The sequence below is a fragment of the Winogradskyella helgolandensis genome, from assembly GCF_013404085.1.
Taxonomy (GTDB): domain Bacteria; phylum Bacteroidota; class Bacteroidia; order Flavobacteriales; family Flavobacteriaceae; genus Winogradskyella; species Winogradskyella helgolandensis.
Map to the genome: position 1 here is coordinate 136,797 of NZ_JABFHO010000001.1, position 23,894 is coordinate 160,690.

Genomic DNA, 23,894 nt, shown 5'->3' on the forward strand with positions numbered 1-23,894 from the left:
CAATAATTATTATATAAATAATTTTAAAGGGTGATTATTGATGATTCCAAAATTAAGCGAATTGTTAACTTACTGTTAATATTATTTTGTCATTTACTAATAAAATATATTCGAGAAGATAAAATAATACATGAAATTCGAATAATTGTACAGATTACAATTAAAACGGATAACATCTTTTTGAAGACATACCAAACACAATACAACATGCTAAAGACAAATAATAAATAAGAATTACAAGATCCTTTTTATACCTGAAAATTCATTTTTATATTGGCTTGGCGTGCATTTTTTAAGCTTCTTAAAAACCCTGTTGAAATTCGCAATATTATTAAACCCACAATTAAAAGCTATTTCAGAAATACTATTATCTTTTTCCAGCAACCACATGGCAGCATAACCAATACGAACATCATTAACATAGTCTACAAATGTTTTCCCAGTTCTCTTTTTCATAAATCTGTTAAATGACACATTACTCATATTAACAATTTCTGAAACTTCCGATAGCGTTATTTTATCACTGAAATTCTCTTGCACATATTCATAAACTGCTTTTATCTTATCACTATTTTCAAAACTTTCTCTATTTACGGTATAAGTAGATAACAACCTCTGGTTTCTTGAGTTAGCCAAATCGTGCAGTATTGAAATTAATTCTAAAAAATAATCCATACCATCCAAACGAGATACTTGTGAGATTCTATCATATAATTCTGAAGCCGTTTTTTTAGAAAACAAAATACCATGAATAGACCTATTAAACATATCTCTTATAGGTTTCATTATGCGTCTTCTTAAAAAATCTTGCGTAAATAAATTTTCATCAAACTGTATAGTGATTTCATGAATGGCTTTACTTTTGCAGTTATGTGTCACCCAACCATGATGTAAATTTGGACCAACCAAAACCAATTCAACATCACCTATCTCTTCCATATTATCTCCAATAATCCGTTTAACACCTTTACCATTATGTATAAAGTTTAACTCATATTCTGGATGAAAATGAATCGGAAAATCGAAATCCTCTTTAACCCTATCAAAGACTAAAAAACTATCCTCTGGAGATAATGGAGTGATTTCTCTATGCGTGTTTTTAAGAATATTCATAATAATGATTTATAATAATGTAATAAATTGATAAAATAATATCAACTATGTTGTATTGTGTTCCCTAAATTTGGAATATCTAAAATTAGTATATAAATTTTACGTTTATCATAATTAAAGATGTAAAAATATTAATAAATTTAAAATACACTTATTCTTTTTTAAGAATACCGTAAACACTTATTCCTTATGTTTAAAAAGATTATTCCAATTCTATTAGTTTTTACGATGTTTTCTTGCAAATCAATTTATACGAGCGACTACAAAAAACCCACTTTGGTTGACAATAAAATATCAGAAAGCTCCAAACTATTAAGAAAAAAACTGTTCCTTATATCAAAAGAAGGTTTTGCTATTGGTCACCAAGATTGCACATCTTATGGTATGGGATGGAAAAAATCAGACTATCTTGATGTTGAAAAGAGCGACGTGTTTGATATGATAGAAGATCAACCTTCGGTATACGGATTTGACATTGGTTGGATTGAACATGCATCTGACGTTAATTTAGATGGCGTTCCATTTGATTTAATGCGAAACCTAATGATCGATGCACACAGAAAAGGAGGTATTATTACAGTGAGTTGGCATTTAGATAATCCAACTTCCGGAGGGAATTCCTGGGACGCAACACCATCTGTAGCTAATATTTTAGAAGGAGGTATCCATAGAGAAAAATATGAACTTTGGGTCGGAAGAGTCGCTAGCTTCTTTAAATCACTAAAGTACAATGATACTGAAGTCCCAATTATATTTAGACCTTTTCATGAAATGAATGGTTCTTGGTTTTGGTGGGGAAAAGATAATTGCAGTGTTACTGATTATAAAAAATTATGGCATCAAACCGTTGAACTTCTTAGAGACAAACACAACGTCAACAACCTACTATACACCTATTCACCGAATAAATTAAATCCCGATGATAATTATATGACCTATTATCCTGGTGATGACTTCGTGGATATTTTAGGTTCTGACATTTACGATTTCAACAATACTGAAGAATACGTTAATTCAGTGGTAAATGATTTAGCCATTGTTAAATCCATTGCAACAGAAAAAGGTAAACTTTTTGCCTTTACAGAAACAGGATTAGAAAAAATCCCAACAAACAACTGGTTCACTGAGGTGTTATACCCAGCAATTAAAGATTCTGGAATCAGTTGGATTTTATTTTGGAGAAATCATGATAAAAATCACCACTACATGCCTTATAAAGGACATACTAACGAACTCGATTTTAAGAAATTCAAAACATTCCCGAAAACATTATTCTTAAAAGATATCAATCTTATTAACCCATAACTCACATGCAATTACTACATACAATTGACATCCTGATTATCGCTTTATACTTGGTGACAATTATTATCATTGGCTTGGTGCTTCGTAAAAAAGCACAACAAAGTAAGGATGATTATTTAATGGGCGGAAAATCTATCCCTTGGTATTTATTAGGACTTTCTAATGCCTCTGGCATGTTTGATATTTCTGGCACAATTTGGTTAGTGACACTCATGTTTGTGTATGGCATAAAAAGCGCTTGGGTGCCATGGTTATGGCCTGTATTTAACCAAATATTTTTAATGGTGTATTTATCCAAATGGCTACGTAGATCTAACGCTACAACAGGTGCCGAATGGATTGGGACACGTTTCGGTTTTGGTAAAGGAGCAAAATTATCTCACATTATTGTTGTTGTCTTCGCCTTAGTAGTATGCTTAGGCTATTTAGCTTATGGTTTTATTGGCCTAGGAAAATTTGTCGAAATATTTGTACCATGGGAATTAGTCAGTAATTACATCCCTTTCTCTATCCCACTAGAATATGTTCCTCATTTTTATGGGACCATTTTCACCTTATTTGCGGTCTTCTATTCGCTATTAGGAGGTATGTCAGGTATTGTTTGGGCAGATGTTGTACAATTTGGCATTATGACAATCTCAGCTTTAGTCATTGGTTATTTAGGATGGCAAGCCGTTGGAGAATTCGGAGTTAATGTACCAAAAGATTGGATGAATCCTTTTGTTGGAGGGTTAGATTTAGACTGGAGTAGCATTATCCCTGAAGTTACAGATAAAATAAAAAGTGACGGTTATGGTATTTTCACTTACTTCTTATTTATGATGTTATTTAAAGGCATACTCGTCAGTGTTGCTGGTCCTGCACCAACTTATGATATGCAGAAAATTTTATCAACTAAAAATCCCGTAGAAGCCTCAAAAATGAGTGGGTTTGTGTCGGTAATTTTAATGCCAATTCGGTACTTAATGATTGCCGGTTTTGCTGCTTTAGCTTTAATCTACTACGACAAGTTAGATCTATTAAATGCTGCCGGACACATCGATTTTGAACTCATTCTGCCAACTGCTATTAAAGAATTTGTACCAGTAGGATTATTAGGTTTATTATTAGCCGGATTAATTGCTGCATTTATGTCCACTTTTGCTGGCACACTAAACGCTGCACAAGCCTATTTGGTTAATGATATTTATTTAAAATATACAAAGCCTGATGCGTCTCGAAATCAGATAAAAAACATGAACTACATCACAGGTATCATTGTGGTTATCATCAGTATTGTTCTTGGTTTTTTCGCAGAAAATGTAAATGCCATATTAAACATTATTGTGTCTGTACTTTATGGAAGTTATGTTGGCGCCAATATTTTAAAATGGCATTGGTGGAGATTTAATGGAGAAGGGTTTTTCTGGGGAATGGTAGCAGGATTACTTGCTGCCGCAATAGTACCTCAACTATTTCCAGATGTAAATGCCTTATACTTATTTCCAATATTACTAATTGTTTCATTAATTGGAAGTGTAATCGGCACCTATTCAGCCCCTCCAACGGAAGCAACGGTATTAAAAGATTTTTATAAAAATGTAAGGCCTTGGGGATTTTGGAAACCTGTCCATGATCAACTCGCTGCTGAAAATCCAAACTTCAAAAAGAATACGGATTTCGGAAGAGATATGTTTAATGTCGCGATAGGTATAGTTGCCCAAACCGCATTAGTCATATTACCGATGTATCTTATCTTCAGACAAGAAACACCAGTCTATATGTCTTTAGGGGTATTAATTATATGTGCCATTCTATTAAAGAAATTCTGGTGGAACAACTTAAACCAAAAACTAGATTAACCTTATAAAAAACATACTATAGTTATGAGCATCGACACTATTGATAAGGCAAAAAAACATTATGCTAAAACAGTGACTAGAAAAAATAAACCGCTATCATTTTCTAATGGTATTTATACCAGATATAAACACCCAATAATTACAGCAAGTCATATACCAATTCATTGGAGGTATGATTTAAACCCTGAAACCAATCCAAATGCCATTGAACGTATTGGGTTTAATGCCACTTTTAATGCAGGAGCTTTAAAATGGAATGACAAATACGTGGTTTGTGTCCGTGTCGAGGGTAACGACAGAAAATCATTTTTTGCAATTGCCGAAAGTGCAAATGGTATCGATGGATTTGAATTTTGGGATAAACCTTGTGTTATTCCACAAACCGAAGTACCAGATACCAATGTGTACGATATGCGGTTAATTCAACATGAAGACGGCTGGATTTATGGCATCTTTTGCACAGAGCGTAAAGATCCAAATGCTCCTGCAGAGGATACAAGTTCTGCGATTGCGAATGCAGGAATAGTAAGAACTAAAGATTTAACTGATTGGGAACGCCTTCCTGATTTAATTTCAACCACAGGGCAACAACGCAATGTAGTTTTACATCCAGAATTTATTGATGGGAAATATGCCGTTTATACACGTCCGCAAGATGGATTTATTAGTGTCGGTAACGGAGGAGGAATAGGCTTAGGATTTATTGATAATATGCTGAATCCTGAAGTTAAAAATGAAAAAATAATAAATAATAAAATCTATCATACCGTATTTGAGCTTAAAAACGGACTCGGTCCTGCTCCAATAAAAACAAAAAAAGGCTGGTTACATTTAGCACATGGTGTAAGAAATACAGCGGCTGGTTTGCGCTATACTTTGTATATGTTTATGACCGACCTTAACGATATCTCCAAAGTGACACACCAACCAGCAGGTCATTTTATGGCACCTCAACATAAAGAGCGAATTGGAGATGTCTCTAATGTCTTATTTTCAAATGGATGGATAGAAGACTACGATGGCACTGTTTATATATACTACGCGTCTTCTGACACAAGAATGCATGTCGCAGTATCATCTATCGATGTATTGGTTGATTATGTTACAAATTCACCAAAAGACAGCTACACTTCTGCAAGTTCTGTAGATACGATCATCAACTTAATTGATAACAACAAAGAATTTTATTAATGACTGAACCTTATCTACAACTTCAAGAGGAATGTAAAACTGAGCTAAATAACATTCTAAACTATTGGTCTAAAAACACATTAGACCTAAAGCATGGTGGATTTTTAGGTCAGATTAATCATTTCAATGTTGTTATTCCCAAGGCCTCAAAAGGTATCATATTAAACACGCGGATTCTTTGGAGTTTTTCGGCAGTGTCCAACCATTTTCAAACTGATGATTATAAAAAAATTTGTGATAGAGCTTATAATTATCTCAAAACAAATTTTAACGACTCGACTTCAAAAGGTGTGTATTGGGAATTGGATTACTTAGGAAATCCTATCAACAAACGCAAACAAGTTTATGCGCAAGCTTTCGCAATTTATGCCTTATCAGAATACTATATACTTTCAAAAAATGAAGCCGCTAAAGATTGGGCTATTGAACTGTTCGACCTTATAGAAATCCATGCTAAAGATGGTGATTCCGGATATTTAGAAGCTTTTAATGAAAATTGGACTCCCATTGAAGATATGCGATTAAGTGATAAAGATATGAATGCTGAAAAAACGATGAATACACATCTTCATATTTTAGAAGCTTACACATCGCTACTTAAAATATATGACGATGAACGTTTAAAAGATTCCTTAAAAACATTAGTAAACATTTTTCAGAATAAATTCCTGAATAACAAAAATCATTACGACTTATTTTTTGATAAAAACTGGAATTTACTGAGCAATACAGTGTCTTATGGCCATGATATTGAAACCGCTTGGTTAGTTATAGAAGCTGCAAAAGCATTAAATGATAATGAATTATTACAACAAGTAAAAACTACAGCAGTACAAATCGCTAACACCTTTTTAGAAGAAGCTCTTGATAGTAAAGGAGCTGTTATAAATGAAAAAAACCTTAATACTAATCATACCGATACGGATAGACATTGGTGGCCACAAGTTGAAGCGTTAGTCGGTTTAAAATACGCTTACGACATCAAAAAAGACAAAAAGTACATTGATAGCTCCTTAAAAATATGGGAGTTTACTAAAAAGCATATTATAGATTACGAAAATGGAGAATGGCATTTTAGAGTTGATAAAAATGGAAAACCATATACTGAAGAAGATAAAGTAAGCATGTGGAAAGCGCCATACCACACCTCACGCGCATTAATCCTTTTAAACAAAACCCAAAAATGAAAAAACTAATACTAATGAGTTTCTTTTTTGGGCTATTTATTTTTAGTTGTTCTAAAGATGATCCCGAAAATGAAAATGATATTCATGTAAATATCAAGTCGACTATTAGCTATGCATCAGAACCAATGGCAAACGGAGAATTCACATTTACATTAACGAATACAGTGAGTACAGCCACCACCATTAATTACACGATTAGTGGAACAGCTACAAACGGAACAGATTATCAAACCATTACAAATTCTATCAGTATTCCTGCAAATACGCTGAGCAAATCAATTAATATCATTGTTATTGATGATACGACAACAGAAGGTGATGAAACGGTAATTATTACCTTAGATGCAACCGATAACAACGTTCTTATAGGAAGCTCAGATGTTGCAACGGTCACTATTTCCGAGCTACCAGAAGAGTTTTTATTATCACCAGACGATGCTTATTTATATATGGTAAACCCAAATGCAACACCAGAAACAATCGCGCTATTTTACAATTTAAAACTAATTTCTAAAACCAAATTCGCTGTTGGTCAACAAGCCGCTTTTAGTAGTTTCTACAATGATAATGGAGGGGAATCTGACATTATGAAAACAACAGGAAGCGATCCCGGTTTATTAGGGTTGGATTTTATGTTTATTACAGATGACAATAATAATGGAGCCACATCTAACTGGTATTATCAGCAAGAGCAGAATATAAAATCAGACGCCATAGAAGCTTATAATAAAGGTATGATAAACACCTTTTCATGGCATATGCGAGAACCTTATGACGGTGATTATTTTTATGCAAGTGAAATGACTCAATTCCAACGAGACAATGCGCTTGTTAGCATTTTACCCGAAGGAGCAAATCATGAGTATTATAAACAAAAACTTCAAAAAGTAGCAGAAGTTGCTCATAGCATGGTTGGAAGCGATGGGAACTTAGTCCCGTTTATTTTTAGACCGTTTCATGAGTTTGATGGCGACTGGTTTTGGTGGGGAAAAGCCTATTGTTCTCCACAAGAATTTAAAGCGCTTTGGCAGTTTACGGTCACTTATTTAAGAGATACATTACAGGTCAACAATATTCTATTTGCCTTTTCACCAGATAGCAGTTTTTTTTCAGCTGCCGAATACCTCAGCAGATATCCTGGTGATGCTTATGTAGATATTCTTGGAATGGATAATTACGCCGATTTCAACAATCAAGGGCAAGCCGCTTTGGATAGTGCCAATGAAAAACTTCAAATCATCACAGCGCTTGCAAAAGACCGCGTTAAAATTGCAGCATTAACAGAATCGGCTTATATCGTAACTCCTAGTATAAACAATCCTATTTCAGGGTTTTATGCTAACCACATGTATAATGCTTTATCAGATAATAATGTAGAAATCGGTTATATGATGTTTTGGACAAACACGTCAAATACCTACTGCACACCACCCCCAGGACAACCTAGCACTTCAGACTTCTTAGAATTTGTAAACAAACCGAGATCTGTATTACAGAACGAATTGCCTAATATGTACACTTTACCTCAATAAATTTTATAATGAAAAACTTCAAACTCATAATAACAAGCCTTTGCATCACAGTTCTATTTTCTTGTAAAAGTAAAAAATATGTGTTTGAAGAAACTCCAGATAAATCAGATTTTATAACTGTAAAAGGCACTCAATTTCAAAAAGGGGATCAACCCTATTATTTTATTGGAGCTAATTATTGGTATGGTCCATTAATAGGGGCTAAAAAAAGTGGAGATCGTGAACGCCTTATCAAAGAATTAGACTTAATGAAATCTGTTGGGATTGATAACTTACGGATTTTAGTTGGAGCTGAAGGAGATGGTGGAGATTCAAGAGTGTATCCGGCTTTACAACCAGAACAAGGGGTTTACAATGACGATTTGTTAGATGGTTTAGATTTTTTATTGGCCGAAATGCGACAGCGAAACATGTATGCTGTGCTCTACTTAAACAACAATTGGATCTGGTCTGGTGGCATGTCTGAATATTTAAAATGGAATGGTTACGGTGATGTTCCTAACCCATTTCTAGAAGCCTATTCTTGGAATGACTACATGAATTACACGAAACAATTTCATAGCTGTGAGCCTTGTAAAGATGCTTTTTACAAACATATTAAACACATTATTGGTCGTACAAATTCTTATACCAATATTAAATACACAGACGACCCTTCTATTATGTCGTGGCAAGTGGCAAATGAGCCTAGAGTTTTAATGACTCCAGACCATGAAGACGCTTTTGCAGGTTGGTTAAATGAAACCGTAAGGATTATTAAAGAATTAGCTCCGAATCAATTAATATCTACAGGAACCGAAGGAAAACATGGTTTTTTACAAGATATAGATATGTACCAAAGACTACATAAAAATAAGAATATCGATTATTTAACCATGCACATGTGGCCAAAAAATTGGGGTTGGTATGATATTAATAACGAAAAAGAATCTACACAAGTTTCCATAAACAATGCTAAAAATTACATGAATGAACACGTGGTCATTGCTAACAAATTAAACAAACCTATTGTGATGTCAGAATTTGGCTTTCCACGAGAAAAAGAAAGTCTCTCACTTCACGCTTCCATAGAAAACAGAGATATATTTTACAAAGCTATTTTTCAAGAAATTGAAAATAGCAAACGAAATCAAAGTCCAATAGCTGGATTAAATTTTTGGGGTTTTGCTGGTTATGCTATTACGAATCCTAATAATGGAAAATGGAAACATGGTGATGATTTTACAGCAGATCCTCCACAAGAACCACAAGGTTTAAATTCTGTTTTTGCATCGGATATTTCAACATTAGAATTAATTAAGACATTTAATTTACTATTAACTAAATATCCAACACGTTAAAAGTTCAACAAAAAGATTCACTTATGAAAGCCACTATTTTCAGCATTTTGTTTTGCATTCCCTTTCTTATCAGTTCGCAAACACAATCAAAATATATTGTAGTGGATCAATTTGGTTATCGACCAACATCAGAAAAAATCGCGATTCTTAGAGATCCAATATCTGGTTTTGATGCGTCAGAATCTTTTGCTCCTAGTTATGCTTATGCTATTGTTGATGCCACTACAAATACCCAAGTTTACTTAGGACATACAGTTCCTTATAATTCTGGAATGGAAGATCCTTCTTCCGGAGACCGTGTGTGGTGGTTTGATTTTTCAGCATTTGAAACTCCTGGCACTTATTATATTCTAGATATTAATCAAAATTTAAAATCGTACGACTTTGTTATTGCCGAAGACATTTATAACGACATTCTAAAACACGCTGTTCGCACGTTTTATTACCAAAGAGCAGGTTACGCCAAAGAGGCCACTTATGCAGGAAGCAATTGGGCAGATGGAGCTAGTCATTTAGGACCTTTGCAAGATACACAAGCAAGACGTTGGGATTCACCAAACGATGCTTCTACAGAAAAAGACCTTAGCGGAGGCTGGTATGATGCAGGAGACTATAATAAGTACACAACATGGACAGCGAACTATATTGTAGATTTATTAAAAGCCTACATAGAAAAACCGGATGTTTGGACAGATGATTATAACTTACCATATTCTGGAAATGGTATTCCTGATCTTATTGATGAAATAAAATGGGGAATGGATCATCTATTGCGTCTTCAAGAATCGGATGGTTCTATGATCAGTATTGTAGATTTATCACATGCCTCACCTCCATCTTCAGCAACTGGACAAAGTTTATATGGTGCTGTGAATACATCTTCTACTTTGGCATCAGCTGGTGCTTTTGCTCTAGGATCTAAAGTTTTTGATGTTTTAGGTGAATCCGATTACGCTTCAACATTAGAACAAAGTGCTATTGATGCATGGAATTGGGCATATGAAAATCCGAATGTGATTTGGGAGAACAATAGTGTTGCTTATAATTCTTTAGATATTGGCGCAGGACAACAAGAAACAAACGATGATGGTCGTTTTGCTTTTAAAATGAGAGCAGCTATACATTTATACGATATCACATTAGATTCTAACTACAGAACTTTCATTGATAATAATTATCAAAATTCACATTTGATACTTTGGAATTATGCCTATCCTTTTGAGCAGACAGATCAAGAAACCTTATTGTATTACACATCAATTCCTTCGGCAACACCTGAAGTTGTAACAGCAATTAACTCCACTTATGAAAATGCCATGAACACCGCAGCTAATTTTGGAGCACTAACCAATGAAACAGATCCTTATCTCGCTCATCTTACCGATTATGTTTGGGGCAGTAATGGCACCAAATCTCGAAAAGGTTTAATGTTTATGGATTACATTAATTACGATATTAATAGCGCAAATAATATAGATGCTTTTAGAGCCGCAGAACGCTACATTCATTATCTCCATGGTGTAAATCCCTTAAACTTCTGCTATTTATCAAACATGTATGATTACGGAGGAGACCATGGTGTTAATGAATTTTACCACACTTGGTTTAGTGACGGAACGGATTGGGACAACGCTCAAAATGATGTATACGGTCCAGCTCCTGGTTATGTTGTTGGTGGTGCGAATCCATTTTACGATTGGGATGGTTGCTGCCCTTCGGGTTGCGGAAGTCAAACTTGTGATGCGAATCAAGTAGCTAGAATCAATGGACAACCGAAACAAAAAGCTTATGATGATTTTAATACGACTTGGCCAATGAATTCATGGGAAGTCACTGAAAACAGTAATAATTATCAGGTGGCTTACATTCGATTGTTATCTAAATTTATTGGGTTACAAGAACCTCTTTCGATTAATGACGTCGCTCATAATTCAAACATCTCTTTACACCCTAATCCATTTAAAAATGAATTTACAATCACGACGAAAGAACCAGCGTCCTATCAAATTTATGATTTAACAGGACGCTCCATTTCTAAAGGACGTTTTGAAAGCTCTTGTTCTATTGGCAAAAGCATCAAAACGTCAGGTATTTACTTTGTAAAAGTAAGTTTGACGAATTCTAGCAAAACGTTTAAATTGATTAAAAATTAATTTATTCAAGTACAAAATCGGTTTCTAATACGGATATAGAACTTCCACCTACAAAGACTTTAAAATCTCCTGGTTCAATAATAAAATCACCATTATTGTCATAGAATCCAAGCGTTTCTTTATTTAATGTGAAGCTAATCGTTTTGGTTTCACCAGCTTTAATTTCAACCAATTCAAATCCTTTGAGCTCTTTAACAGGACGTGTCACACTACCAACTAAATCTCTAATGTATAATTGAACGACTTCTTTTCCATCTAATTCACCAGTATTAGTGATATTAACACTCACTTTCACATCATCTTCTAAAGCGAAAGTATTACCGTTAAGTTCTAAATCCGAATAGCTAAAATTCGTATAACTTAAACCATGTCCAAAAGGATATAGTGGAGTTTTTTTAACATCAGAATAGTGTGACCAAAACACGTTATCATCCTTATCTACTGGACGGCCTGTGTTTTTAAAATTATAATAAATTGGCACCTGACCAACATTACGAGGAAAGGTCATTGGTAATTTTCCGCTAGGATTATAGTCACCATATAACACTTGAGCCACAGCGTTTCCGGTTTGCGTTCCTAATTGCCATGCTTCCACAATTGTTGGAATATGTTCGTCTGCCCAAGAAATTGCTAAAGGACGACCGTTATTTAAAACCAAAACGATGTTTGGATTAACTTCATATACCGCTTCCAATAATTCTTGCTGAACTCCTGGTAATTGCAAATCTGTACGACTTCGTCCTTCTCCACTTTGAAATCCATATTCACCTAAAACCATCACCACAACATCCACGGTTTTTGCAACCGCAATAGCCTCAGCAAAACCACTAGTATCCGTTGTATTAAATTGAATTTCTTGTAGAAACGTCGTTTTTTCAGTAGCCACCTCAGCACCTCTCACATAAGTTAATGTGTTGCCAGTGTACGCCTGCATTCCTTCTAACACAGACACTCCGGTTTCATCGTCTGAAGCGATTCTCCAACTTCCTAATGGACTAGACTTATCATTTGCTAAATCACCCATTAAAGCAATTTTTTGACCTTCCTTTTTTAATGGTAACAATTGATTGTCGTTCTTTAATAACACAATTGATTTCTTCGCCATATCCAAAACAGCTTCGTGATGTGCTGGATTTCCTATAGTTTCCTTCTCTCTTGCTTCATCACAATATCTGTAAGGATCTTCAAATAAACCTAACTCAAACTTCACCCGTAAAATACGTCTGACAGCATCATCAATTATAGCTTCTTCAACGACTCCATCTTTAACAAGCTGTGCTAATTCCTGGACATAAACATTACCTTCCATATCCATATCAGAACCCGCAATTGCTGCAATTTTAGCTGCTTCTCGCTTGTCTTTAGCATGTCCCCAACTTATCATTTCAAAAATTGAAGCCCAATCTGATATTACAAAGCCTTCAAAACCCCATTTACCTTTTAAAATATCGCGTTGCAAATAGGAACTTCCGGTTACTGGTACTCCATTTAATTCATTAAATGAATTCATCAAAGTACTTACACCTGCATCTACAGCCGCTTTAAAAGGCGGTAAAACCACATTGTGAAGTGTTGACGTTCCAATATCTACCGTATTGTATTCTTTACCAGCTTCTGCAAATCCGTATGCTGCAAAATGTTTTGCACAAGCTGCAATAGTATTTGTTGCAGACAAATCATCTCCTTGAAATCCATGCACCCTAGCCACAGCTATTTTACTGCCTAAAAATGGGTCTTCTCCTGCTCCTTCCATAACGCGTCCCCAACGTGCATCTCTTCCAATATCTACCATTGGTCCAAATGTCCAATTTATACCAGATGCAGCAGCTTCTGCAGCTGCTACACTTGCAGATTTTTTTATAGCTTCCAAATCCCAACTTGCCGCTTCAGCTAATGGAATTGGACTCAACGTTTTATAACCATGAATAACATCAAAACCAATAATCAATGGAATTCCCAATCGGGTTTCTTCGACAGCTATTTTTTGTACAGCTCTAACTTCTTTTACACCTCTAACGGACAACATGGATCCGACCCAACCTTTACGTAAATGTGCATATTTTTGTTCGGCACTACCACCTTCTGGAGCAGGACCAGTAACATCCCAAAAACCATTATATTGATTCATTTGACCTACCTTTTCTTCGATAGTCATGATTTTTAATAGTGAATCTATTTTATTTTCTATAGTTGTATTTTTAGTCATCTTCGTATTGTTTTGAGCTTTACAATTTGTGAATACAAATAGTGTTAAAGCAAAAATTATAATGTGTCTTGTAGTGTTCATGGTTTTAAATTTATTTTTCAGTAGTAAAACTAGATGCTGGTAATCCGGCACTATTAAACACATTAGACTGTAATGCATTTCCCCATGCAAATCTTACTTTTCGAGGTTGCTTCACGTTGGTAGAATATACTATTATTGTCTTATCTTTTAATCGTGTATTAGCTAAATAAAACACGTTATCTTCTCCTGCTATTTCAAATAAAGACGTTTTATCTTTTATAGTAAGGCCATCTGCGTTTTTAAAATAAACGACAGCAACTTCCTTATTAAACGTGACTTGTTCTAGTTCTGGAAATTCCACAAGATTACTGATTACTTTATAATGCTTTTTCATTGCTATATTTGCCAATCTTTGTCCTACAGATTTTTTATTTTTTGGATGAATATCATCTATTGGTGAAATATCAGAAATAACAACCATTTCTGTATGCTCTAATCTATTGGCTACCTTACGTTGCGCATCTCTAATTATAACACCACCAAAATGTTTGTGGCCATCATCATAAGGTGCTATTTGAACTACATAGAATGGAAAGTTATCTTGCCATAAATCTCTCCAAGAGGTAATTAAAGCAGTCAATGTTTTATCATAAACTAAAGATCCTACGTTTGACTCTCCTTGATACCAAAGCGCACCAGCTAAATTATATCCAACAAGAGGCGCTATCATAGCATTAAATGCTTTTGCAGGTTTTGTAGGTCCCCAATCTTGCGGTTGAAGTTTACTTGCCGCTTCGGATATAATCTTATCGTTTTCAAAACTAGTTTTTGGCATCCATACTTCTGCAGGTGTGCCACCCCAAGACGAAATGATTAAGCCAACAGGTGTACTTTTAATATGTTCTTGTAGTTGTGTTGCAAAAAAATAGGCTACAGCACTATTGTTTTTCATTGTTTCTGAAGTACAAATTTCCCATTTTCCTATAATATGATCTTGTGGAGAATCTGAGGTAGATTTCTCTACCCTAAAAAATCGAATGGTGTTATGATTAGCTTTCGCTACTTCCTCATCACCATTCTCAATTCCCCAAGATGCAGTCATTTCCATATTTGATTGCCCAGAGCACAACCAAACTTCGCCTATTAAAACATCATTTATTATAATTTTATTATTACCAGAAATCGTGATAGTATAGCCAGAACCTGCTTTTGGTGTTTTAACATTCAGTTCCCATTTTACATGACTTGAAGTTGTAACTTCATATACTTCATTTGTCCAAGAAGGACTTATTTTCACAACTTCATTAGGGCTCGCCCAACCCCAAAACTTAACATCCTCATTTTGCTGTAAGACCATATGATCTGAGAATATAGCAGGAAGCATTACATCGGCTAACATAACATTAGACACGAATAACAGCATATATAAGATTGCTTTTTTCATTATGCTTTAGGATTGCTTTTTTGTAATACGTTTAAACGCTTTATATCGTTAATAATGATTTAAAAAATGGCTCTAACGCATTGGCCATGGTCTTTTGCTCTTCTGCACTTGGATGCGCATTACAACCGTTTGAATATATATGCTCAAACTGAAATAGTGCTATATCTTTATCACTTTGAGTTTTAAAATGTGTTTGAACTTGTTTTAAACAAGCCACTAATAGGCGCTGTTTCTCTCCGATGAACATTGGACTACTTAATAAAGCAACTTTAGTTTCGGGATAACGTTTGTAAATAGTTTCAACAAATTTTATATAATTATTAATGTATGTTTCAGCATTAAAAGGCAAACGTTCTTTAACACCATCTCCATCAGACAGGTCATTTGTACCTAAACAAATACTGACAACATCTGGTTTAAAATTTAAATTAAAGGGCTTTGAATTATCTTTGTTTAAATACAAATTACCATAAACATCAGGCATTATGGCTTCTTCGCTGTTTTCATCATTCCAATTGCGATACATTCCTATTCCAGAAACAGAACTAACTAAAAACCTTGCATTTAATTGCAAAGCTAATTGTGGACCATAAGCTAAATAGGCGTTATGTTGATCTTGATAGTCGCCTTCGTTACAAGGAATACCCGAATCATCACACAATGCTCCACAAGTTATAGAATCTCCGATAAACTCAATTTTAAATGATTTTTCTTCAACTGGCAATAAAGCTTCAGCATCTATGCCATGAAATATAATCTTATCCATATAAGCTTCGGTTGCTTTATAAATCCCTATTTTATTTTGTTCCGGATTGGGTAATTTTAAAGCTATTTGTTGAATGGAATCTCCTTCAATTGTATAACGATTATTATAAACATCGTTTACTGTAATCACGTAATAATTACGATTTGTAGATTCTGTTTGAAGGTATAAATTTATAGAGTCACCTTTGACATTAAATTCGACGGAAGCTGCAGACCCAATTAATCCTATGGCATCATCTGCTACAATTTCATGTCTTCCCGAATACTTAAATAAGTCGTTTGAAGTCTGAAATTTCAGCATCTCTAATTTTGCTTCTTCACAAGAAAATAACATAATTAAAATAATAAATGATAATCCAATTTTGAACATTTACATAAGATTGTATACACTGTAAAAATAGCGTAATCATCTTTTTTATACTAAGCATAAATTTTCAAATTGTAATACTATTTACTATAACAAAGCAGTAAATACTTTAGGAAATTTTGCTAAACCGCTGAACTGATTTATATTCGGATTTAAACTTACTCGGAGTTACATTTTTTGATTTTTTAAAAAATCTATTAAAATTGGCAATACTATTAAATCCGCAGGTATAAGCAATTTCACCGACAGACATGTCTGTTTCAATGAGTAGCTTTATAGCATGACCAATTCTTTTATCGTTCATATATTCTATAAACGTTTTTCCCGTGCGTTTTTTAATAAATCTATTGAAAGAACTCTGACTCATATTCACTAAAGTTGAGATTTCCTTCAGAGAGATTTTACGTGAATAGTTTTGCTTTATAAATTCCTGAACCTTTTTTATTCTATCACTATTATCGTACTCACTATCTCTTACGACATTGGATGATAATAACCTTTGACTTTTTGAATCTGCAAGTTCTTCGAGTAATTTTAAAAGTTTAATAAAATCCGTTACTCCATCAGTAGCAGACAGTTCTTTTATTCTTGGCATTAATTTCATCGCTGTATTTCCATCGAAAAGAACGCCATGCTTAGACTTTGAAAATAAGTCTTGTATCGGTTTGAAATTTTTTAATGATAGTAATTTACTATTGAACAAATCTTCATGAAACTGGATGGTAATTTCATAAATATTTTTGCTTTTACAATTATAGGTCTCCCAACCATGTTCTAGATTAGGACCCATTAAAACTAATTCTATATCCTCAATTTCTTCCATCGATGTACCTACTATACGTCGTATCCCTTTTCCATTCAAAATAAAATTTAGTTCATATTCTGGATGAAAGTGGATAGGAAAATCAAACTTCTGTTTCACTCGGTCTATGATTAAAAAAACATCGTCTGATTTTAATTGTGTAATTTCTCTATTAATATTTTCGCACATTTTACATCTGGTTTTAATTAATCATACGTATAACTCTGTAATTTCTTTTTGAAATACTTACCATGCCTTGACGGCATATAAGTATCCCAATCTTCAAATAACCGTGGAGCCCATTCGGCATCAAACACCCATATAACATAAGAGATATCTTTTTTATCACAGTATTCTGTAATAGCATCACCATAAGATTCATCACTAATTACAGGTGAATGTGCACCAGGATCTTCTGGTCCGCAAAAACCAATCTCCGTAAGAATTAAAGGATATTTTTCTTTAACAAAACCCCAATCTTTTGTCCATTGTGCTTCCCAAGGTTTCTCTCTTTTTTGAGGATACGGATGGCTTACATACCCAATGCCTTCAACATCTAAAGGATCTTCTAAAACAGGAGTTAAATCATAAGCCCAATTAAACCCTGCAACTAATGGAATACCTTCACCTCCATTAGCTCTAATAATTCCAATAATTTCTTTGTTTATCGTTTTCCATTCCTTCCAAGTAACGGACCCTAAAGTGCCGTTGAAGGTGGTTGGCTCATTAAATATTTCATAAAAAGCTACTGTTGTATGCTCTCCATATTTAGAAGCTATCGTTCTCCAAAAATCATAGGTTTGTTTTAGAGTGGTATCATACCTATCCGATTGATACATTTCGGTTTTCAAATTGCCGATACTGTGCCAATCGATGATAACATATAAACCCAATTCTGTTGCCCATTGTATACCATCATCTAAAAGTTTCAAGTACGATTCCTTTCCTCTTTCAGACCAATCTGTTGGGTGCACAGGTAGCCTTACAATGTTAGCTCCCCAATTTTTTATTTCTTCAAAATAGGCTTTGTTCCAATGCCCTTGGGGTTCTAATTTATTTGGATCACTTGCATTTAATCCTCTGAAGACAAACGTTACACCATCATCATTTACAAAACTATTGCCATTAACTAAAAGTCGTTCTAAACTATCTACCTGAAACGCATGTGACAACGCTGAGATTAATAGAAATATGGTAATAAGAAATTGTATTTTTAAAAAACGCATTGTTATAGTAATTTATAGCTTCTTTAAATTTATTAGATAATTAGTAAATTAAGAAATCAAAACTTATTATTGGTAAAATAGTTCACTAAATTGGTAATTTAGTATAGCTTATAGAATTATCTATACTTTTTTAACCCATTTTATAATTTATTTGGAATAATTTCTACAATTTGACATAGATATAAAACCCACAATTAATAATCTTCTGTGTCTTATACTTGTAATTTTTCATACGTTAAGTGCTTTAACATGAAGTAATACACCTTCAATCAACATTCTGAAACCCATACATTTCAGTAGCATATTCCTTGATTTTACAGAACAGTAAAGTATTACAATTAACTTTCTACTGATTTTTGTCATAGTTTAAAATATAATTAATCTCTAATTTTATAACACAAAACAAAAGCTAAAGCTATGTTATCCATACTCTTACCTACCGACTTCTCTAAAAATTCTTTAAACGCCATAAAATATGCTTTAGAATTTTTCAAATATCAGAAGGTAAAATTCATTGTGATGCATGCCTACAGAAATGAGTTTTATGACCACGACGAATTAGTGTCTCGTGACGTTTTTGAGACCGTTTTAGACAAAGTAAAAACGGAGTCTCAAAATAATCTAGACAAACTATTAGCTGAGCTACAAAAAATTGCGCCAAACCCTAGATATACTTATCAAAGTGTTTCTGCATATAGCACCCTTGTTGAAGAGGCCAACGCTATAGCAGATGAGCATAACATAGATTTAATTGTTATGGGTACTAAAGGAAAATCTAACGCTCGTAATATTGTATTTGGAAGTCAGACATTTCAAGTTTTAAAATATGTTGAATGCCCTGTTTTAGCAATTCCAGAAAACTACTCCGATACGCAACCAAAGAATATTTTGTTTCCAACAAATTATCTCATTCCTTATAAACGACGCGAGTTAAAACTTCTGTCTATTTTGGCTAAATCGTACCGAAGTGATATTGATGTTGTTTATATTAGCACAAGCCCAAAATTATCGATTAGACAAGAAGATAACCAAGCCTTTATAAGAGAAACCTTATCACCTAACAATGTGAATTTTAGTATCATAAACAGTAAAAAAGTTGCGGATGCCATCACTAACCATATCAAAGAAAACAATATAGAAATGATAACTATGATCAATACGCAACATTCATTTTTAGAAGACATGCTTTTTCCTTCTACGATAGACAAAGTGAGTCTTGGTTTAGACATTCCACTTTTAGCATTTCAGAATGCGACTAGGAAATAATTATAACTCCACACAAAAAAACACAGTAATCAATCATAATACAAAAAAGTAATTATGTCAAAAAATATTCTTTTACCTACCGACTTTTCAGATAATGCCTTAAGTGCTGCCATATATGCTATTAAATTATACGAAAAAGAACAATGTACATTTCATTTATTACATTCTTCTCGAATGAAAATTTCACGAATGTCTAGTATATCTAATAAGCTAATTGAGGTTTTGGCTGAAAATGCAAGACGGGATTTAGCCAATTTAAAAGCAAAAGTTCAGGAAAATTATGCAAATGAGAATCATACATTTGAAGTTATATTGAGCACTAATGATTTACAAGATTCAATTGAAGCCATCACTGAAAAAATTAAAATAGACCTTATTGTTATTGGATCAAGAGGGGAAACTAAAGCGAATGATATCATTTTTGGAAATAATACGGTAAACGTGATTACACATGTAAAAAAATGCCCGGTTTTGGTGGTTCCGAATGATTATGACTTTGTAAAACCAGAACGAATAGCGTTTCCAACAGATTTTAATCGTGTTTATGGAGATGAACTACAACCTTTAAAACAATTAGCAGAACTCAATAATTCTAATATTAGAGTTGTCCATATTAATACTGAAGATAACCTGTCAGAAACTCAAAAAGAAAATTTAGACACACTAGAATTAGCTTTAGAAAATCACAATCCTAGTTATCATTGGATGCCAAAATATAATAGAAAAGCAAAAGCAATTCAAGACTTTACTGAAGAAAACCATATTAATATTTTAGTGATGGTTAATTACCAACATAGTTTTATTGAAAGTATAATTAAAGAACCTGTAATAAAGACCTTAGGGTTTCACCCTAACATTCCTTTTTTAGTTATACCACAAAAATGATATAAATCATTTCAATTAAAGACGCCTTAAATTAATTTTGCCACATACAGCATAACACATACATTATGAGACAGCACATATTACTTCCAACAGATTTCTCAGATAACGCAATGACTGCCATACAATATACATTAAAATTGTATGCTAATGAGCCTTGTACATTTTACTTTTTACATGCGTGGTCTTTTACAAACAAAACCTCTAGAACATATATAACTTCAAATTTTATAGATCTAAAAAAAGAAGAAGCCAAGCAGCATCTTATTGACTTAAAAAACAAAATAGAGACAGAAAGTACAAATCCAGAACACAAATTTGAAACTGTTTATAGTACAGAACCGTTATTAAACACAATTGAAAACACCATTAAAGAATTCAAAATAAGCTTAGTTGTTATGGGGACCAAAGGTGCTACTGGCGCCAAAGAATTTATTTTTGGTAGTAACACTGTAAATATCATTAATAAAATAAGACTCTGCCCTGTTTTGATTATACCAGATGGTTATGACTTTGTAAAGCCAGAACAAATTGCATTTCCTACTGATTTTAATAGATTCTATGGTGATGAATTAGACCTATTATTGCAGTTAACGCAATTATATAATTCTAAAATAAGGGTGCTTCATATTAATGTAAAAGACAACTTAACCGAAAAGCAAAATTATAATTTAGCAATGCTAAAGGCCTATCTTGAAGATTGTCCTAGTTGTGTTGATTGGAAGCCCAATTTTGGAACAAAAGAACAAACCATCACTGAGTTTATTACTGAGCACGATATCAATATCTTAGCCATGATAAATTATGAACACAGTTTTATTGAAAATTTCTTGAAAGAACCTGTAATTCAGAAAATAGGATTTCATACTATAATTCCGTTTTTGGTAATTCCTGAATTTAAATAAACTTTATTCTTTATAATAGTAGGATTTTTATTCTGCTATATCCCAAAAAAAACCCGATTCATATGAATCGGGTTTTTGATTTATAAATTTACATTGAGAGATTACTTCCAAAATCCTTCAATCTCTTCAAGGGTTTTACCTTTAGTTTCTGGGATAAACTTATAGGTTATATATACAATGATTAAAATAAAAGCTATAAATATATAATAAGGCAATGATCCATTCCAAGGTGCACTATTATTTGTTTCACTTCCCATTACAATAGGGAATGATTGTGACACTACGTAATTCGCAGCCCATTGAGCTGCTACAGCTACAGACATAGCAACGCTTCGTATTTTGTTTGGAAACATTTCGGATAATAAAACCCACACTACTGGTCCCATTGATAAAGCAAAGGAAGCAATAAAAATCAATACTCCGATTAAAGATAATACTCCTACACTATCTTGTTGCAGTGTAACTCCTAAAAGTAAGAAGCCTATAATCATACCAACAGAGCCAATATATAGCAAAGGTTTTCTGCCAAATTTATCTACCGTAAACATCGCTACAAATGTGAATACCAAATTCACAAAGGCTAATAGTATTTGTTGTGCAAGAACATCTTCTTTTCCAAAACCAAGGGCTTTTTCAAAAATATCTGCGCCATAGTATAATACCGCATTTATTCCCGTAAATTGTTGTAATACAGAAAGAACAGTTCCAATCGCAATAATCGCTAAAATAGCTTTAGAAAAGTAACTCACTTTAACTCCGTCATTAGTTTCATTTAATGACTCCTTAATATTTAACATCTCCTTTTCAGCAGCTTCATCACCATTAATTTTCTGCAAAACAGTTAAAGCATCAGCATCATTCCCTTTTAAAGCCAACCACCTAGGACTTTTAGGAACGATGAACAACAATATTAAAAATAGTAGACTAGGAATTAATTCTGACCAAAACATTCGTCTCCAACCAAATTCAATATTCTCTTCAATACTTAAATCATTACCAATAAAATAAGTTGCTAGGAACACCACAAAAAAACCAATTACAATAGCCAATTGATAATAAGTTACCATACGACCTCTAATATTTGAAGGTGCGATTTCAGCAATATACATGGGCGCATTCATTGATGCTACACCAATACCTAAACCACCGATAATCCTAAAAACAACCAACATACTAACCGTTTGTGGAAACAATTCTGGTAAACCCGATCCGTAAGCAGAAACCGTAAAGAAAATTGCCGAAATAATCAACGACCATTTTCTTCCAATCTTAATACTCAGTGGACCAGCAACTATTGCACCAACAAAACAGCCTAAAAGCGCACTACCAACAACCCATCCTTTTAAGGCATCACTTAAGTCAAAATATTCTGTAAGGTAAAATTGCGCACCATTGATAACGCCTGTATCATATCCAAAAAGCAGGCCTCCCAAAGCGGAAACTGCTGCAATTAATAATAAGAAAGCACTTTTTTTCATTTGTTAATTTATTTAATTATTGTTAGAGTCTTAGTTTATTTAATCGTTTACAATCGCAATGTAACTAAAATTGGTAAATGGTCAGAGGGATAATGTAAATTCCAATTATCACTTAACACAGCATATTTACTAACGTCTACATTTTCACTAACAAAAATAAAATCTATTCGCCTAGTTACAGGCTTATCAAAATGAAAACCATTAAATGTACCTTCTGGCCCAAAAGTGAGTTTTGCAATCTTTTTGGAATCTTTCAACGTCGTTTTTATAAATTTTATACTGTCGTGATTGGGCTCCATATTAAAATCACCAGTTAACACAACTGGATAATTCTTGGTATTGAGTTCTTTTATTTTTTCAATAATGACTACTGCACTATTCTTTCTTGCTTCTTTTCCTATATGATCAAAATGGGTATTAAACACCCAAAATGTTTTACCAGAAATTTTATCTTCAAATAACGCATAAGTACAAACTCTATTACAAACCGCATCCCAACCCATGGACACCTCCTGAGGTGTATCAGATAGCCAAAACGTACCCGACTTTATAATATTGAATTTATCTGTTTTGTAAAATAGTGCTGAATATTCACCAGCATCTTTTCCGTCATCACGACCAACTCCAACATAACTATAATCTACTAAAAGACTATCCATGTCTTTCATTTGATTTGGCATTGCTTCTTGAACTCCTAAAACATCGGGTTCATAAAACTTAAGTTGGTTAATGAAAAATGGTTTTCTGTTCGTCCAGCTGTTTTCTCCTTCCTTAGGATAATCTAGCTTAATGTTATAGCTCATAATAGAAAAATCTTGAGCAAATGCACGACTCGAAAAAGCAAAACACAATAGAAATAAATACTTCATA

18 protein-coding genes are annotated in these 23,894 nt (G+C 33.5%); 10 read left to right on the forward strand and 8 right to left on the reverse strand.

Annotation, left to right across the window (positions count from 1 at the left end; translation table 11 throughout):
• Positions 1 to 234: 234 nt before the first annotated feature.
• Positions 235 to 1,113 (reverse strand): AraC family transcriptional regulator, encoded by an 879-nt coding sequence (locus tag HM992_RS00505; protein WP_178983383.1) that lies wholly within the window; start codon positions 1,111 to 1,113, stop codon positions 235 to 237.
• A gap of 189 nt (positions 1,114 to 1,302) precedes the next feature.
• On the opposite strand from HM992_RS00505, the gene HM992_RS00510 reads away from it, so the two are divergent.
• From HM992_RS00510 to HM992_RS00540, 7 genes are read left to right on the forward strand one after another with little or no spacing between them, the layout of a single operon-like run.
• The gene (locus HM992_RS00510) at positions 1,303 to 2,418 is read left to right on the forward strand and encodes a glycoside hydrolase family 26 protein (RefSeq protein ID WP_179318106.1); all 1,116 of its coding nucleotides are present in this window, start codon (positions 1,303 to 1,305) and stop codon (positions 2,416 to 2,418) included.
• Between the two features lie 5 nt (positions 2,419 to 2,423).
• The gene (locus HM992_RS00515; protein ID WP_179318107.1) at positions 2,424 to 4,259 is read left to right on the forward strand and encodes a sodium:solute symporter family protein; all 1,836 of its coding nucleotides are present in this window, start codon (positions 2,424 to 2,426) and stop codon (positions 4,257 to 4,259) included.
• Positions 4,260 to 4,283: 24 nt separating this feature from the next.
• On the forward strand, positions 4,284 to 5,450 hold the full coding sequence (locus HM992_RS00520) for a glycoside hydrolase family 130 protein (protein WP_179318108.1): 1,167 nt from the start codon (positions 4,284 to 4,286) through the stop codon (positions 5,448 to 5,450).
• Positions 5,450 to 6,637: an AGE family epimerase/isomerase gene (locus HM992_RS00525; RefSeq protein ID WP_179318109.1), complete on the forward strand. Its 1,188-nt coding sequence runs from the start codon at positions 5,450 to 5,452 to the stop codon at positions 6,635 to 6,637. The genes HM992_RS00520 and HM992_RS00525 overlap by 1 nt, the downstream gene beginning before the upstream one ends.
• Positions 6,634 to 8,169 (forward strand): glycosyl hydrolase, encoded by a 1,536-nt coding sequence (locus HM992_RS00530; RefSeq protein WP_179318110.1) that lies wholly within the window; start codon positions 6,634 to 6,636, stop codon positions 8,167 to 8,169. The genes HM992_RS00525 and HM992_RS00530 overlap by 4 nt, the downstream gene beginning before the upstream one ends.
• A gap of 8 nt (positions 8,170 to 8,177) precedes the next feature.
• A complete protein-coding gene (locus HM992_RS00535) occupies positions 8,178 to 9,509 on the forward strand; it encodes a glycoside hydrolase 5 family protein (protein ID WP_179318111.1) in 1,332 nt (443 codons plus the stop codon).
• 23 nt (positions 9,510 to 9,532) lie between these two features.
• Entirely contained in the window at positions 9,533 to 11,662 is a 2,130-nt protein-coding gene (locus tag HM992_RS00540) for a glycoside hydrolase family 9 protein (protein WP_179318112.1), read from the forward strand.
• A 1-nt stretch (position 11,663) separates the two neighbouring features.
• On the opposite strand, the gene bglX is transcribed toward HM992_RS00540, so the two are convergent.
• The 5 genes from bglX to HM992_RS00565 all read right to left on the reverse strand — a co-directional run bounded on the left by bglX (position 11,664) and on the right by HM992_RS00565 (position 18,493).
• Positions 11,664 to 13,949, reverse strand: a complete 2,286-nt coding sequence (gene bglX, locus HM992_RS00545; protein ID WP_179318113.1) for a beta-glucosidase BglX — start codon at positions 13,947 to 13,949, stop codon at positions 11,664 to 11,666.
• Between the two features lie 10 nt (positions 13,950 to 13,959).
• Entirely contained in the window at positions 13,960 to 15,333 is a 1,374-nt protein-coding gene (locus HM992_RS00550; RefSeq protein ID WP_179318114.1) for a sialate O-acetylesterase, read from the reverse strand.
• A 40-nt stretch (positions 15,334 to 15,373) separates the two neighbouring features.
• A complete protein-coding gene (locus tag HM992_RS00555) occupies positions 15,374 to 16,468 on the reverse strand; it encodes an SGNH/GDSL hydrolase family protein (RefSeq protein ID WP_179318115.1) in 1,095 nt (364 codons plus the stop codon).
• A gap of 106 nt (positions 16,469 to 16,574) precedes the next feature.
• Entirely contained in the window at positions 16,575 to 17,456 is an 882-nt protein-coding gene (locus tag HM992_RS00560) for an AraC family transcriptional regulator (RefSeq protein ID WP_178983372.1), read from the reverse strand.
• 17 nt (positions 17,457 to 17,473) lie between these two features.
• Entirely contained in the window at positions 17,474 to 18,493 is a 1,020-nt protein-coding gene (locus HM992_RS00565) for a glycoside hydrolase family 5 protein (protein ID WP_179318116.1), read from the reverse strand.
• 417 nt (positions 18,494 to 18,910) lie between these two features.
• Between HM992_RS00565 and HM992_RS00570 the strand changes: the two genes are divergently transcribed.
• The 3 genes from HM992_RS00570 to HM992_RS00580 all read left to right on the forward strand — a co-directional run bounded on the left by HM992_RS00570 (position 18,911) and on the right by HM992_RS00580 (position 21,546).
• On the forward strand, positions 18,911 to 19,759 hold the full coding sequence (locus HM992_RS00570) for a universal stress protein (RefSeq protein ID WP_179318117.1): 849 nt from the start codon (positions 18,911 to 18,913) through the stop codon (positions 19,757 to 19,759).
• A 54-nt stretch (positions 19,760 to 19,813) separates the two neighbouring features.
• Positions 19,814 to 20,644: a universal stress protein gene (locus tag HM992_RS00575; protein WP_179318118.1), complete on the forward strand. Its 831-nt coding sequence runs from the start codon at positions 19,814 to 19,816 to the stop codon at positions 20,642 to 20,644.
• Positions 20,645 to 20,709: 65 nt separating this feature from the next.
• Entirely contained in the window at positions 20,710 to 21,546 is an 837-nt protein-coding gene (locus tag HM992_RS00580; RefSeq protein ID WP_179318119.1) for a universal stress protein, read from the forward strand.
• Positions 21,547 to 21,647: 101 nt separating this feature from the next.
• Here the strand turns inward: HM992_RS00580 and HM992_RS00585 are convergent, their stop codons facing one another.
• Positions 21,648 to 23,024: a sugar porter family MFS transporter gene (locus HM992_RS00585; protein WP_178983367.1), complete on the reverse strand. Its 1,377-nt coding sequence runs from the start codon at positions 23,022 to 23,024 to the stop codon at positions 21,648 to 21,650.
• 47 nt (positions 23,025 to 23,071) lie between these two features.
• Positions 23,072 to 23,893, reverse strand: coding sequence for an endonuclease/exonuclease/phosphatase family protein (locus HM992_RS00590; RefSeq protein WP_179318120.1), 822 nt, complete (start codon positions 23,891 to 23,893; stop codon positions 23,072 to 23,074).
• Position 23,894 lies beyond the last annotated feature (1 nt).